Origin of the sequence: Bacillus cereus group sp. BfR-BA-01330 (genome assembly GCF_022663885.1) — a bacterium.
Classification (GTDB): Bacteria; Bacillota; Bacilli; order Bacillales; family Bacillaceae_G; genus Bacillus_A; species Bacillus_A cereus.
The window spans coordinates 12382-26370 of the sequence record NZ_JAKUGK010000013.1; the positions used below are offsets into that span (position 1 = coordinate 12382).

Here is a 13989-nt window from a genome sequence, read left to right on the forward strand (position 1 = left end):
TCTTATGAAGTCGATTCTAGATGTTATAAGGTATAACTACGAAAGCTTGAAAATATCACTATTCTACAGTTCTATTATATCGTACATATACAATAATAACCAAAATAATCTGTGATCTTCTTGTTAATAGGTGTTTTTATTTTTCCCATTGTTTTATGATAAATGTGGGAGAGAAATACATATAAAAGGGGAATTAAATATGGGGCCTACGCAAGAGACTTATACAATTGTACGTTATCAATCTGGTACATTTTCAAAACAACTTGATGAGATTGTTACAGAATCTCCTATTACTATTAAATTGAATGGTGAAGAATATGTAACAGTCGTATGCACACCAAATTATATTGAAGATATGGTAATTGGTTTTTTAATTTCTGAGGGGATTATTTCTTCCTATAACGATGTTGAAGAACTATGGGTTCAAAAAGATAACGGAATTGTCCATGTAAAATCATCAAAAGTGAATCCGCTCTATCAAACTTTATATAATAAACGATACGTCACTTCTTGCTGCGGAAAAGGTAGACAAGGTTTTATTTTCGTAAACGATGCAGCAAAAGCAAAAGACTTACATGATATACATGTAAAAATTACTCCTGAAGAATGTTTTTACTTAATGAATACGTTACAACAATCTTCCACTACCTTTCGCCAAACCGGCGGTGTTCACAATACCGCGCTCTGTGATCGAAACAAAATCCTCCTATCAAGAATGGATATTGGCAGACATAATGCATTAGATAAAATATATGGTCATTGTTTGCGCAACGATATATCTGTTATAGGAAAAATTATCGCATTTAGCGGACGTATTTCATCTGAAATTTTACTCAAAGTTTCAAAAATCGGATGTGAAATTGTTCTATCTAAATCTGCCCCAACAAAACTAGCATTGCAACTCGCTCACGATTTAGGCATTACAGTCGTAGGATTTATCAGAAATGAATCCTGCAATATTTACACACATCCACATCGAATTGATGGTTATCAATCGAATAACTAAAATAACTCCTCAATTGAGGAGTTATTTTAGTTATGAAAATGTAATATATTAAAGACTTGAATAGTTAATAAAGTTAATATATAATTTCATTACATATTAAAAAACAAAACATTGTAGCATATATCTTTTCATTCTTTTACAAATTAAAAGAGACTGCTAACAAAACACATACACACTCTTATAAAAGTAATGGATTTATTTTATTTGAAATCGACCAAGGAGGTTACAACTATGGAAATTCGCTTATTAACGACAGAGGACGCAGAAATATATTTAAAAGTTTGTATGGAAGGTTTAACGAAGAACCCGGAAGCTTTTAGCTCTTCCTATGAAGACGTTTTGAAACATGAGGATCCTGTAGCTGCTATGGCAAAACGATTAAGCAATCCGGATAAGTATACTCTAGGGGTCTTCAAAGATGATGATTTAATCGGCATTGCTACTTTAGAAACAAAGCCTTTTATTAAACAAGAACATAAAGCAAAAATCGGTTCCGTTTTCGTTTCCCCAAAAGCGCGTGGCCTTGGAGCAGGACGAGCTCTTATTAAAGCAATTATTGAAAATGCCGATAAATTACATGTAGAACAACTTATGCTCGATGTTGTAGTTGGTAACGCTGGTGCAAAAAAATTATATGAATCATTAGGTTTCCAGACTTACGGCGTACAAGAGCGTTCATTAAAACATAACGGTCAATATTGGGACGAGGAACATATGGTTCTGTTCTTAAATGATTAATACTTCAATATAGTTTTCCAAAAGCATCTTTTTATTAAGAAAGATGCTTTTTTCATTACAACAATGTAATCTTCATGTCACCTTTATCGATCGTACCAAACCTTTCCATTCATTATACTAAAAATATAAAGTGAAACTTTACTCAGTGGGGAACTACATCCCACGCTGATCGCATGTACTTGATATGTAGAGGAGAATGTGACATGAAACAAAACAAACGAGCTATGCTTTTAATATTTACTACAGCAATTGTAACTTCTGGATTAGCAATTTTACCTTGGTTTATTATATGAACACTCCCCCTAACAATGAAAAAAGCTGATTGCTTCTTAAGAAGCAATCAGCTTTTTTTATATTATAAAATCCCCAAAATTTTATTTACGCAACTTATAATAATAACCATAGATACGGCAACGCACATGACAACCGTATTACGATCTTGCTTTTCTTTTTTTGAAATTTCTTCTTTTGAATTCATGTGTATGATCTCCTTTTAAAAAAAGTGTGAGATAGGAAATTTTTCTTATCCGATGCGAGGTGAATACGAAAACCCTCTCTATCTCACATACACAATAGAATGGAATTGTCATTTTATAAATAAAATGACATGACGTTATGTCGCAACATAGGGTATTTTGTGTCGCTACGTTTTCTATTATAAAAAATAGTTGTGCAAAACTAGTGCATTTTTTATGTCAATTACTCTGAGCGAAAAAATCAGCCCTCCATTCAATCACATAAAAAGAGTTTTTTATTATTTTCATGTAAACTATACAAGTAGAATGAACAGTTTGGGGTGCACAAGATTATGGTAAAAATTTTATTAGTAGACGATGAAGAACGTATGTTACGATTATTAGATCTGTTCTTAAGCCCTCGCGGCTATTTTTGTATGAAAGCTACCTCTGGCCTTGAAGCACTAAAATTAATCGAACAAAAAGAATTCGATATTATTTTATTAGATGTTATGATGCCAAGTATGGATGGATGGGATACTTGCTATCAAATTCGTCAAATTTCCAACGTTCCTATCATTATGTTAACAGCTCGCAACCAAAACTACGATATGGTGAAAGGCCTCACGATGGGCGCAGATGATTATATTACAAAACCATTTGATGAGCATGTATTAGTCGCACGAATCGAGGCTATATTACGCCGTACAAAAAAAGATGGCTTTGTTAGTTTCAATGGTATTGAGTGGGATAAAACGAAACATACTGTCACAGTTTATGATGAAAAAATCTCATTAACTCCTATCGAATTTTCGTTACTCGGACTATTTTTACAAAATACAAACCGTGCTTATAGCCGAGATGATTTAATCGAAAAAATTTGGGGCTATGAAACAGATATCGAATATAGAACAATTGATTCACACATTCGTAATATCCGTGATAAACTACGCAAAAAAGGATTTCCTATTGAAGATTACCTAGAAACGGTCTATAAAGTCGGATATAAATGGAAAAGTGAATAATTACTTCGGTCAGTGGGAAATCGTATACCACTGACTCTTTATTATGAATAAGGTATGGTGAAAAAATGAGTAAACTTTCCCTTAAAATTGGGACATACTTTTTAATATTAGCTTTATGTATTGAAACAATTGCTTTCGTATCTTTTTATAAAAGCCTTTCAAAAATGCGTATTGTAGAGGAAACAGATGCTCTTTTAGAGAAAGGTAATCGCTATAGTAAAAAAATTAAAAGCCGCGAGAGACGGGATGAATATTATAAAGAAATGAAACACGCTGAACATAATAAAAATCCTAAACGTCCTGTGTACCCTGAGTTCGATATTACGAATGAGGCTGCACACTTAGTTGAATCGGAATCAATTTCTAACTCCGATATAGCTATCATTATTACTGACCATAACGGCAAAATTATTTCCACCTCAGAACCCGTAACAAAAGATATGCAAAAACAACTTACTTGTAAAACAGAAACTGTCCCAGACGGCGGATTGGTCGTTGAAAGGAACTGGAAAAAATCAAAGTTCATCACAACAGTAAGCCCACTTAACACAACAAAGTTTCAAGGAAAGCTATATATGTTATTAAAAACATCTTTCCTAGAAAATATGTTACTTAAACTCATGAACCAATTTCTTATCATTAGCGTTTTAACAATTATTTTAACAACAATTTCTGTCTTTGTTTTTTCACGCGTTATTACAGAACCACTTGTAAAAATGAAGAGAGCGACAGAAAAAATGTCAAAATTAAACAAGCCAATTCAATTAGGTATTAAACGAAATGATGAACTCGGAAGTTTAGCAAAAACAATTGAAGATTTATCGAGTGAACTTACGTATATGAAAAAAGAGCGCAATGAATTTCTCGCTAGTGTCGCTCATGAACTATTAACTCCATTGACCTATATGAAAGGTTATGCGAAGGTAGCAAAGAGAGACTCTTTAACAAAAGAGGAGCGAGAAGAATACTTACAAATCATTGAGGATGAAACGGATAGTGTAACCGATCTCGTCCAAGATTTATTTATGCTTGTACAATTAGAACAACACCAATTTGTTATAAAAAAACAAAAAGTGCTTCTTCAGCCATTTTTAGAACGAATGGTAGAAAAAACAAAAACAACATTAACAAATAAGCAAATGCAACTTCATGTATATTGCAAAGATGATTTAGAAGTTTGCATAGACGAAAGACGTATGGAACAAGTTATGTTAAATTTATTACACAACGCTTATCAACATTCGCCAGAAAACACATCCATTACGATACGTGTACTCATGGAAACAGATTCTTTTACAATAAGTGTACAAGATGAAGGTGAAGGTATTCCTGAAGAAGATATCCCGCATATTTTTGACCGTTTTTATCGTGTTGATAAATCCAGAACACGAGCTACAGGTGGAAAAGGCATCGGGCTAGCTGTTGCAAAAGAAATTGTAGAATTGCATAACGGTTCTATTCTAGTAACAAGCCAATTAGGAGCGGGAACAAACTTTATAATCGAGCTACCTTTTGAATAATATGCGTGTGAAAACACCAGTAGTAGTAAACACTACTGGTGTTATTTTGTTCATAAAAACAGCTCATATAAGCTAAGCTTTTGAAATTATTCTTATTTCAATATAAAATAAAGGTACATTTGCAAAGATTTGGAGGGTGATATAATTGGATATCCATGTATTAACAAAAGACGAAGCAGAAATTTACTTAGAACTTCGCGTAGAAGGATTAAAGCAAAACCCTGAAGCATTCAGCTCTTCTTATGAAGATATTATTAATAAAGAGTGTGCGATTGAATATAAAGCACAAAAATTAGCACAAGATGAAAACTATACGCTAGGTGCATTTAAAGATGGAAAATTAATCGGGGTTGCAACACTGGAAACGAAACCATATGTAAAACAAGAACATAAAGCTAAAATCGGTTCTGTATATGTATCTCCAAAAGCGCGCGGACTTGGAGCAGGAAAAGCACTTATTAAAGAATGTCTTGAGCTTGCTAAATCTTTAGAAGTAGAACAAGTTATGCTTGATGTTGTTGTTGGCAACGATGGAGCGAAAAAACTTTATGAATCATTAGGTTTTAAAACATTCGGTGTACAAGAACGTTCATTAAAATATAACGGACAATATTGGGACGAAGAGCATATGGTCTTATTCTTAGATGAAAATAAATAATAAAAAACATCCTCATGTTTGGAGGATGTTTTTTACTTTATTGTAAACCATGCCGTGTGTAATAATTGAATCGCTTTCGCAATTTCTTCCTCTGATAATATCGCAAACCCAAGTAAAACTACATTTTCAGGTGCAGTATCGTCTTTATAGTACGTAGACACAGGATATATTTTGATACTATGTTTCGCAGCTTCTTGAATTAATTCTTCTTCCCGCATTCCATTATGCACTTTTAATAAAATGTGTAATCCTGAATCTTCTCCTATCACTTCAACACGATTAGAGAAATACTTCTCTATTTCAAAAACAAGTCGATCTCTCTTCTTTCGGTAGACGACACGCATTTTATGAATATGTTTTTCCCAATAGCCTTCATTTAAAAATCTTCTAATCACTTCTTGGTCCATTCTTGAAACACTTTGTGTATAAAATAAATATTGCTGTTGATACTTTTTAATTAATTTCTTCGGCAACACCATATAGCTCATCCGTAGCGATGGTAATAATGCTTTAGATAGCGTCCCCATATAAATAACTTTCCCCTCTGTATCTAACCCTTGCAGCGCCGGTATAGGCTTTCCAGAATAGCGAAATTCACTATCATAATCATCTTCAATAATATACCTACTCTCTTCTTTCTTGGCCCATTGTAAAAGCTGCATCCTTCTCGTAATAGGCATAATCATTCCATACGGAAACTGATGGGAAGGTGTAACAAATACAACATTCGCATTGCTATTTTCTAAATCTGCAATACAAATTCCATCTCTATCTAAAGATAACATTTGGACTCTTGCTTCTCCCTGTTCAAAAACAACCATCTTTCTATGATACCCTGGGTTTTCAACTGCATAATTGCTTCCCTTTAACAATTGAAACAATAGTTTCACTAATATTTGTGTTCCCGCTCCTAATACAATTTGACTAGCTGAACAACGTACACCTCTAGATTCATACAAATAATTCGTAATCTCTTCTCTTAAGCTCGCTTCTCCTTGAGGGTGTCCTAGAAAGAGAAGTTCGTTATTATGCGGCTGCCATATTTCATTTACAATTTTCCGATACATATTGAATGGAAAAGCATTTGTATCAATTCCTGTTTGTGTAAAATCAAATTTATAACTCTTCTCCTGAAACGGTACTTCTTCTATTCTATCTCCGCTATCCTCTATATGAACCATTTGCTCAATCTTGCATACAAAATAACCTTTTCTCGATATCGACTCAATATAACCTTCTGCAAGTAATTGTTCGTACGCTGCCTCTACTGTATTTTTACTTACTTGTAAATGTATCGCTAACTTTCGCTTAGCCGGTAATTTCGTAAAAGGGACAATTGATCCATCTTTAATTTCTTTTTTTATATACTCATACAATTGCACATACAATGCCTTTTTACTATTCATATTTAAATTAGGCGTTAATTCTAACATAATATCTGACCCCTTAATAAAACTAAAATCTGATACTTTTTACAGTACCAGAAGTTATATATAATTCCTTTTATCATGTCACACATAAAAAATCAAATACTGGAGAGGAGAAACATGATAATGAACAATGGTAGACGTATCGGACTCATTATGATTATTACAGGGGCTACATTATGGGGATTATCTGGTCCAATGATTCAGTGGCTATTTCAACATACTAATGTATCCTCAATTGATTTTTTAACAATTCGATTGTTGCTTGCAGGAATATTTATTTTGTCTTTCTTACTTATAAAGAAACAAAACATATTTCAAATTTGGAAACACCCTAGATATTCTATACAACTTATTATTTTCTCTATTCTCGGCATGCTCGGTGCGCAATACGCCTTTATCGAAACGGTTCATATTAGTAATGCAGTCACAGCAACGCTATTTCAATTTCTAGGTCCTGTTCTTATTACCATGTATGTTGCATTTGAACAAAGAAAATTCCCTGCTTCCATGCAACTATTCGCAATTATAGCCGCGCTAATAGGAACATACTTTATTATTACAAATGGCTCAATTGAAAATATTGTTTTATCCAAAGAAGCTATTATTTTTGGACTATTAACAGCAATCGGATTTGCATTTTATACCCTTCATCCGGCTTCTCTCATTAAAGAATGCGGGACAACTGTAGTAATTGGTTGGGGGATGTTAATCGGAGGAATTGCACTACTTATTTATAATCGTTCATTCGGGTGGAATCAATTTTCACAAACCCTTACACTAAAAACTTTTTCTATGCTTATTCTTATCATTATTAGTGGTACCCTTTCTTTCCTTCTATATATCGGTAGTCTTAAATATTTAGCAGCAACAGAAACAAGCATTTTATCTAGCATTGAACCCCTTGTAGCTGCCATCGTTTCAATCACTTGGCTAAATGAATCTTTTGGAACATATCAATTATTAGGCGGCGTATGTATCGTTCTGTCCGTTATTTTTTTGACGATGCCTCAAAAAGAAACCGAACCAACCTATACAACGGAACAAATATAAAATGAAACTTTAATTAGTGGGGACTATCTCCCACTAATTATTAACCTACACCAATCGGGCTTTTACGAGATAAAAATGTCAAAAGAGGTCGTACAAAACTTACGACCTCTTTTTATACTTTAAAGGAATTGTCCCGCCTTCTAGCAAATACAATTACACTAACAATAAAAACTAGGAGTGTGGCACCATGAAAAAAATCGGAACTATGCTACTTCTCTCCTTCCTCATTACTGGATGCACACAAACGCAACCGGATTCAAAAGAACAAAAAAAAGACGTAATAGCAACGTCATCCACTCAAGTGAACGCACCTTCCTTCTTTCACCTTAGTGTTTTAAAAGATGTAAATTGGGAAGAAACACCTTCTTTCGTAGAAGGAAAAATGCCTTTAAAAGGCATCGAAGGTAAAGTCGCAATGGCTGATAGTCCTATTATCGCAAATGAACAAAATGAAATAATGTGGCACTTTCTAGATTCTGAAATACCAACTGGAAAATTGTCTATTATTGCGCTAAAACAAGGATCTGTAACTCCGACACAAGTACTCTTTCAAAAAGAAACTTCCAAACAAACTTGGACTACTTCAAATACAATCGATTCTACTACAAACGAACTCCCTCTCACTATGTCACTACCTTCATCTGGATTATGGTTATTAAATATATATGTGAATGAAAAATATTATGATCAGTTTGTAATCACTGCTGAGTAAAGTGACAAAAATAAACCACTTTCTTACAACAATGTAATTTCTACGTCATGTACTTCGATAGTTGAATTATCTCTCTTCTCTTATACTTAAAGTAAGAAATGAAACGAGGAGAGATGAGAGATGAAAAAAATGATAGAAGTGATCGTAGCAGTAACTGAGGTTTTAGTGAATGGTAAACAAGTTGCAATGGAATTAAATAAATAGTGAAGAAACATAAATAATTCTACACTTCTTCATTATTTTGATTTCTTATCTCAAAAAAGCAGTGCCTTTTAGGCACTGCTTTTCGCTATTAATAACGTGGTATTTTCGTAATTTGTGCCACGCCTGAATCAATAGCTGCTTTCGCTACTGCTTCTGCAACACTTGGAACAACTCTTTTATCTAATGGATTCGGGATTACATAATTCGCATTACGTTCTTCATCAGTAATGATGTTAGCGATCCCATATGCTGCCGCTAATTTCATCTCTTCTGTAATATCAGTTGCGCGCACATCTAACGCACCGCGGAATATTCCGGGAAACGCCAATACATTATTTACTTGATTCGCATAATCCGAGCGTCCAGTTCCTACTACAGCTGCCCCAGCCTCTAATGCATCCTCAGGGAAGATTTCTGGAATTGGATTCGCCATTGCAAACACAATTGCTTTCTCATTCATCGTCTGTACAAGTTCTTTCGTTAATACGTTAGGAGCAGATACGCCAATAAAAATATCAGCTTGGTGAATTGCTTCTTTTAACGTTCCACGCACATGTTCACGATTTGTCTTTTTTGAAACTTCAATTTGTGCTTCGTTCATCCATGTTTCACCTTCACAAACAATACCTTCTAGGCTAACTAGCGTAATGTGCTTTGCACCAGCCTTTAATAATAATTTTCCAATTGCAATTCCTGCCGAACCCGCACCGTTAATAACGATTTTCACATTATCCATTTGTTTGCTAACAACTTTTAATGCATTAATAACAGCTGCTAAAACGACAATAGCTGTTCCATGTTGATCATCATGGAATACAGGAATATTCGTTTCTTCTTTTAATCGTTTTTCAATTTCAAAACAACGCGGTGCTGCAATATCTTCTAAATTAATCCCTGCAAATGTAGGCTCTAAATTTTTTACAAGGGTAACGATTTCATCTACATCCGTTGTGCCTAAACATAATGGGAAAGCATCTACATTCGCAAACTTCTTAAACAAAATACTTTTTCCTTCCATAACAGGCATAGCGGCTTTCGGTCCAATGTTTCCTAAACCGAGTACCGCTGTTCCATCTGAAACAACTGCCACCATATTGCCACGTGCTGTATAGTCATACACTGTTTCTTCATCTGCCGCAATCGCTTTACACGACTCCGCTACACCTGGTGTATACGTCAGGCTTAAATCATCCGCTGAATTTACCTCCACTTTACTTGTAATTTCAATTTTCCCTACTAATTCTTTATGCAATAACAATGATCTTTCATTAATTTGATTTGCTAACATACTTATAATCTCCCCTTAATTTGACAAGCTAGCTATACGAATATAGCTAGCTTGTTTGATCATGAAAACATTTTTAATAATATTGTCGCCGTTACAACCATTGCCGCCCCGCCTAAACGAGTTGAAATTTGCGCGAACGGCATTAATTCCATACGATTTGAAGCCGATAAAATAGCAACATCTCCAGTTCCGCCTAAACCGCTATGACATCCAGTTACAATCGCCGATTCAACTGGATACATCTTCATCACTTTCCCTACAAGAAAACCTGATGCTACCATTGTAAGAACAACCGATGCGCACACAACAACATATCCTACTGAAAGAACTGCTGCTACGTCTTTTAACGGAATATATAGCAATCCTAATCCAACCATTAAAGGCCAAGTTAAATTCTTCGAAATAAATTTATATAAATGGAATGCTCCTTGCTCCATTTTTGCTGGCATTAATTTAAAGTATTTCACAAGTGCTGCTGAGAAAATCATAATGATTGCCCCAGGAATACCGATGAACTTAGAAGCAAATCCTCCGAAGATGAAGAACGTACACGCAATTAATAAACCTGCTCCCATTAATGAGAAGTCAATTGGCTTCTCTGTATTTTGTTCTTTTAATAATTCTGCTTGATTGTCTGTTTTCACTAATACACCGTTACCACTAAGCTCCGGTTTCTTCTCACCTAAACGCTTCATATACCCTGCACTTACAATTGCGAACATATTTCCAATAATAGCTGCTGGAATAAGCTGTGATACAAACGTTGCTGACGATTCATTTAAAATATCACTATAAGCTAGCGACAATGGTAAAATCCCTTCCCCGATACCACCACTCACAATTGGTACGATGATAAAGAAGAATGTGTGCTTCATTTCAAATCCAAATAATGAACCGACCAATAACCCTACTGCTACAGAAGCTAACGTCCCTACTACTAAAGGAATAAACATGCGAACGAAACCTTGTACTAACACTTTACGGTTCATTCCTAAAATACTTCCGACTACTAAACAAGAAATATATAAATATAAAAAGTTCGATTTTTTCATTAACATAGTCGCAGCTTCCATTGAAGCTGGATTCATCCAGTTAAAAAATACAAGTAATGATGGAATAAATAACGAAAGTATTGCTGGACCGCCGATATTTTTTAAAATTGGAATTCTCATCCCAATATCGCCTAAGAAAATCCCCATGATCATAATAACTGCAAATCCACCAATCATATCTGCTGGCAATTTATTATATACAGATGCCCCATAAATAATAGCAGCCAATACTACATATAACGGTAAAGGTATAACACCGATTTTTACATTCATAATTTTAGAAGCGAAAGATTCTCTTTGTACTTCATTTCCTTCAGAAAATGATACCGCTTCCACATTCTTTTGAATTCCCATATGGCACCCCCTCGTTTTCTTAATAACAATATTAAAACGCTTTCAATAGTAAAAATAGTTTTTGTAAGTTTTGTAATTGATTTTGTAATTAAAAAAAGTATAAGCGACTTATACTAAGTCGCTTATACGTAAAACTCTATTTTCTTTTGATCAACACATCTTAATTTACTTACAGGTCTTCCCACATGTTGGTACACCATTTCGTTTTCTAACACCCCAATGTCAGTCAAAAACATTACATATTTTCGAATAGAAACTCTTGAAATTCCAACTAATTGTGCCATTTCATCTGTTGTAAACACCCTTCCATTCAACGACTCGATCTTCTGCCAAATTAATTGCAATGTTTGCTTCGTTAACCCTTTCGGAAGCTCTTTCGTGACAGTAGGCTCCCTTTTTTCTTTTTGTAAAATTAACGAATCTAATTCCGATTGACTAATTTTTTGTTGTTCTTTCATGAAAGTAAGTTTTTCTCGATATATAGTTAATGCCTCTTTAAATCGTTCAAATGTAAATGGTTTAATTAAATAATCTACTACGCCATATTGTAATGCTTTTTTAATACTTCCCATATCATGTACAGCTGAAATCATTATAATATCGATTTCTTTTTCTTGGTTCCGGATATACATTAAAAGCTCAAACCCAGTCTCTTCAGGCATAAAAATATCAAGTAATACTAAATCTACTCGTGATTTCTCTAATATTTCTATCGCCGACTTTACTGAGTTAACTGCTTGAACAAGCTCAAACCCTCCTACTTGCTCTAAATAATGCGTATTTAACATTGCTACCATCGGGTCATCTTCTACAATTAAAACTTTAATCATATTTGCCTCTCATCCCTACCTTTAGGTATTTCAATTGTTATCGTTGTTCCCTTTCCTACTAATGAATGCATATGAATTTCCCCATTTATTCGCTGTATACTTTCTTTTACAAGATACAAACCATAACCGCGGTTATCTCCCTTTGTGGAATAACCTTTCGTAAATAATTCCTCTATTTCTTTTTCTTGTATACCTTTTCCCGTATCTTGTACTGTAATAGTTAATATATCCCCGTGTTGTATCTTAACTTCAACTTGCTTCTTTTCACAATTCGTAACTGCCTCTAATGCATTATTAATTAAATTTCCAACAATCGTAATAAGTTCATGAGCAATACTTTCATCATCTATTTCCGGCATATAAGAATCTTCACTTATAATTAATTTTATATTTTTCTCTCTAGCATAGCTGAGCTTACCTAGTAAAAAACCCGCAAATACTGGACTTTTTATTCTTTTCATAACTCCACCAATTTCATATTGATGCTCTGATACCATGCCGCTTATATACTTCTGTAATTCTTCATACTGTTTCATATGTGTAAGCCCTAATACGACATGCATCTTATTCATAAACTCATGAGATTGTGCCCGTAATGCTTCTGCATATAGTCTAATACCAGTTAGTTCCTCTGCTAGTTTTCTAATCTCTGTTTTATCACGAAATGTTGCAATTGCACCAACTATTTCTCCTTTTACATATAAAGGAACTCGATTCGTCACAATCGTAATTCCGTAAATATTTTGTTCTTCGTTTAATTGTACTTCTCCCGTTTGCAATACTTCTTTTATACGTGAATTTGGCATATACAACTCAACATCTTTACCGATAAAATCTTCTTCAAGTCCGCTTTTTTTAAATAGACGTTTCGCTTCATTATTAATTAACGTTACTCTAGCCTCTCTATCTACAGCAATAATACCTTCCTTTACAGATTGTAGCATCGTATTTCTTTCTTCAAGAATTTTTGCTATCCTGTGCGGCTCAAGACCGAATAAGCTTTTCTTTATATGTCTAGCTAGCAATATTGCTCCTATAATTCCGACTAATACACCAACTCCGACACCAATATAAATGATATGTCTACTTTCCTTAACTCTCTCTTTTACATTATCTGCTGAAATACCAACAGCCACTGCTCCAAGTTGTTCACCTGTTTCGGAAAATATTGGTACAAACACTCGCATGGAAATACCTAAAGTTCCTTCTGCTAACGATACATGTTCTTTTCCTTTCAATACAGGCCCTTCATCCCCGCCAATAAAATGATGACCTATTTTTTGAGGATCTGGATGAGATTTTCTTATTCCATCCATGTCCATAACTACAATAAATTGAACACCTGTGTTTTTTAATATCCTATTTGTATACGTTTGGATTGCAGAGGTATCTGCTTTCCCAACCAAGCCATCGATTACAATCGAATCATTCGCCACAATGTGTGCAATTGTTTTTGCTTTCTCTGCTTGGCTATCCTCCGTCGTCCGTTCTACATTATGACTAATTAATATATCTGTCACAAGTAAAGAAAAAATTACAACTGTACAAACTAACAATGTAATCGTTTTCCACAAATTCCATAGTCTTTTTCTTTTGTTCATCCCGTTAATGACTCCCCTAATTGCTGAATAGAAAAATAAGTAAGGTGATATTATTTTCACCTTACT

The 13989-nt window shown here is 34.2% G+C and carries 13 protein-coding genes; 7 read left to right on the top strand and 6 right to left on the bottom strand.

Annotation, left to right across the window (positions count from 1 at the left end; genetic code table 11):
• Positions 1 to 199 precede the first annotated feature (199 nt).
• Both fdhD and MR112_RS26820 read left to right on the top strand, forming a co-directional pair.
• Positions 200 to 1006, top strand: a complete 807-nt coding sequence (gene fdhD, locus MR112_RS26815) for a formate dehydrogenase accessory sulfurtransferase FdhD (protein ID WP_086692382.1) — start codon at positions 200 to 202, stop codon at positions 1004 to 1006.
• Between the two features lie 231 nt (positions 1007 to 1237).
• A complete protein-coding gene (locus MR112_RS26820) occupies positions 1238 to 1744 on the top strand; it encodes a GNAT family N-acetyltransferase (RefSeq protein WP_000405868.1) in 507 nt (168 codons plus the stop codon).
• 355 nt (positions 1745 to 2099) lie between these two features.
• Here the strand turns inward: MR112_RS26820 and MR112_RS28835 are convergent, their stop codons facing one another.
• Positions 2100 to 2222, bottom strand: coding sequence for a hypothetical protein (locus MR112_RS28835; RefSeq protein WP_001085006.1), 123 nt, complete (start codon positions 2220 to 2222; stop codon positions 2100 to 2102).
• A gap of 330 nt (positions 2223 to 2552) precedes the next feature.
• Between MR112_RS28835 and MR112_RS26825 the strand changes: the two genes are divergently transcribed.
• The 3 genes from MR112_RS26825 (at position 2553) to MR112_RS26835 (ending at position 5402) form a co-directional block, all read left to right on the top strand.
• A complete protein-coding gene (locus tag MR112_RS26825; protein WP_000238957.1) occupies positions 2553 to 3224 on the top strand; it encodes a response regulator transcription factor in 672 nt (223 codons plus the stop codon).
• A gap of 65 nt (positions 3225 to 3289) precedes the next feature.
• Complete coding sequence (locus tag MR112_RS26830; protein ID WP_000041024.1) at positions 3290 to 4744, top strand: HAMP domain-containing sensor histidine kinase; 1455 nt, start codon at positions 3290 to 3292, stop codon at positions 4742 to 4744.
• A gap of 145 nt (positions 4745 to 4889) precedes the next feature.
• The gene (locus tag MR112_RS26835; protein ID WP_000351212.1) at positions 4890 to 5402 is read left to right on the top strand and encodes a GNAT family N-acetyltransferase; all 513 of its coding nucleotides are present in this window, start codon (positions 4890 to 4892) and stop codon (positions 5400 to 5402) included.
• Between the two features lie 32 nt (positions 5403 to 5434).
• On the opposite strand, the gene pdxR is transcribed toward MR112_RS26835, so the two are convergent.
• Positions 5435 to 6835, bottom strand: coding sequence for a MocR-like pyridoxine biosynthesis transcription factor PdxR (gene pdxR / locus MR112_RS26840; protein ID WP_000891876.1), 1401 nt, complete (start codon positions 6833 to 6835; stop codon positions 5435 to 5437).
• 120 nt (positions 6836 to 6955) lie between these two features.
• Between pdxR and MR112_RS26845 the strand changes: the two genes are divergently transcribed.
• A complete protein-coding gene (locus tag MR112_RS26845) occupies positions 6956 to 7882 on the top strand; it encodes a DMT family transporter (RefSeq protein ID WP_001059054.1) in 927 nt (308 codons plus the stop codon).
• Between the two features lie 187 nt (positions 7883 to 8069).
• Complete coding sequence (locus MR112_RS26850; RefSeq protein ID WP_000719692.1) at positions 8070 to 8594, top strand: DUF4871 domain-containing protein; 525 nt, start codon at positions 8070 to 8072, stop codon at positions 8592 to 8594.
• Positions 8595 to 8886: 292 nt separating this feature from the next.
• Here the strand turns inward: MR112_RS26850 and MR112_RS26855 are convergent, their stop codons facing one another.
• The 4 genes from MR112_RS26855 to MR112_RS26870 all read right to left on the bottom strand — a co-directional run bounded on the left by MR112_RS26855 (position 8887) and on the right by MR112_RS26870 (position 13923).
• Positions 8887 to 10086, bottom strand: a complete 1200-nt coding sequence (locus MR112_RS26855) for an NAD(P)-dependent malic enzyme (RefSeq protein WP_000880780.1) — start codon at positions 10084 to 10086, stop codon at positions 8887 to 8889.
• Between the two features lie 59 nt (positions 10087 to 10145).
• The gene (locus MR112_RS26860; RefSeq protein ID WP_000512722.1) at positions 10146 to 11492 is read right to left on the bottom strand and encodes a 2-hydroxycarboxylate transporter family protein; all 1347 of its coding nucleotides are present in this window, start codon (positions 11490 to 11492) and stop codon (positions 10146 to 10148) included.
• 122 nt (positions 11493 to 11614) lie between these two features.
• Positions 11615 to 12322 carry a response regulator gene (locus MR112_RS26865; RefSeq protein ID WP_064531981.1) on the bottom strand — a complete coding sequence of 236 codons (708 nt, stop codon included), beginning with the start codon at positions 12320 to 12322 and terminating at the stop codon, positions 11615 to 11617.
• Entirely contained in the window at positions 12319 to 13923 is a 1605-nt protein-coding gene (locus tag MR112_RS26870; protein ID WP_064531979.1) for a sensor histidine kinase, read from the bottom strand. The genes MR112_RS26865 and MR112_RS26870 overlap by 4 nt, the downstream gene beginning before the upstream one ends.
• Positions 13924 to 13989 lie beyond the last annotated feature (66 nt).

What these genes read in the sequence shown, in the direction of transcription:
- fdhD (WP_086692382.1), top strand. Translation starts at nt 200, where the DNA reads ATGGGGCCTACGCAAGAGACTTATACAATTGTACGTTATCAATCTGGT.
- MR112_RS26820 (WP_000405868.1), top strand. Translation starts at nt 1,238, where the DNA reads ATGGAAATTCGCTTATTAACGACAGAGGACGCAGAAATATATTTAAAA.
- MR112_RS28835 (WP_001085006.1), bottom strand. Translation starts at nt 2,222, where the DNA reads ATGAATTCAAAAGAAGAAATTTCAAAAAAAGAAAAGCAAGATCGTAAT.
- MR112_RS26825 (WP_000238957.1), top strand. Translation starts at nt 2,553, where the DNA reads ATGGTAAAAATTTTATTAGTAGACGATGAAGAACGTATGTTACGATTA.
- MR112_RS26830 (WP_000041024.1), top strand. Translation starts at nt 3,290, where the DNA reads ATGAGTAAACTTTCCCTTAAAATTGGGACATACTTTTTAATATTAGCT.
- pdxR (WP_000891876.1), bottom strand. Translation starts at nt 6,835, where the DNA reads ATGTTAGAATTAACGCCTAATTTAAATATGAATAGTAAAAAGGCATTG.
- MR112_RS26845 (WP_001059054.1), top strand. Translation starts at nt 6,956, where the DNA reads ATGAACAATGGTAGACGTATCGGACTCATTATGATTATTACAGGGGCT.
- MR112_RS26850 (WP_000719692.1), top strand. Translation starts at nt 8,070, where the DNA reads ATGAAAAAAATCGGAACTATGCTACTTCTCTCCTTCCTCATTACTGGA.
- MR112_RS26855 (WP_000880780.1), bottom strand. Translation starts at nt 10,086, where the DNA reads ATGTTAGCAAATCAAATTAATGAAAGATCATTGTTATTGCATAAAGAA.
- MR112_RS26860 (WP_000512722.1), bottom strand. Translation starts at nt 11,492, where the DNA reads ATGGGAATTCAAAAGAATGTGGAAGCGGTATCATTTTCTGAAGGAAAT.
- MR112_RS26865 (WP_064531981.1), bottom strand. Translation starts at nt 12,322, where the DNA reads ATGATTAAAGTTTTAATTGTAGAAGATGACCCGATGGTAGCAATGTTA.
- MR112_RS26870 (WP_064531979.1), bottom strand. Translation starts at nt 13,923, where the DNA reads ATGAACAAAAGAAAAAGACTATGGAATTTGTGGAAAACGATTACATTG.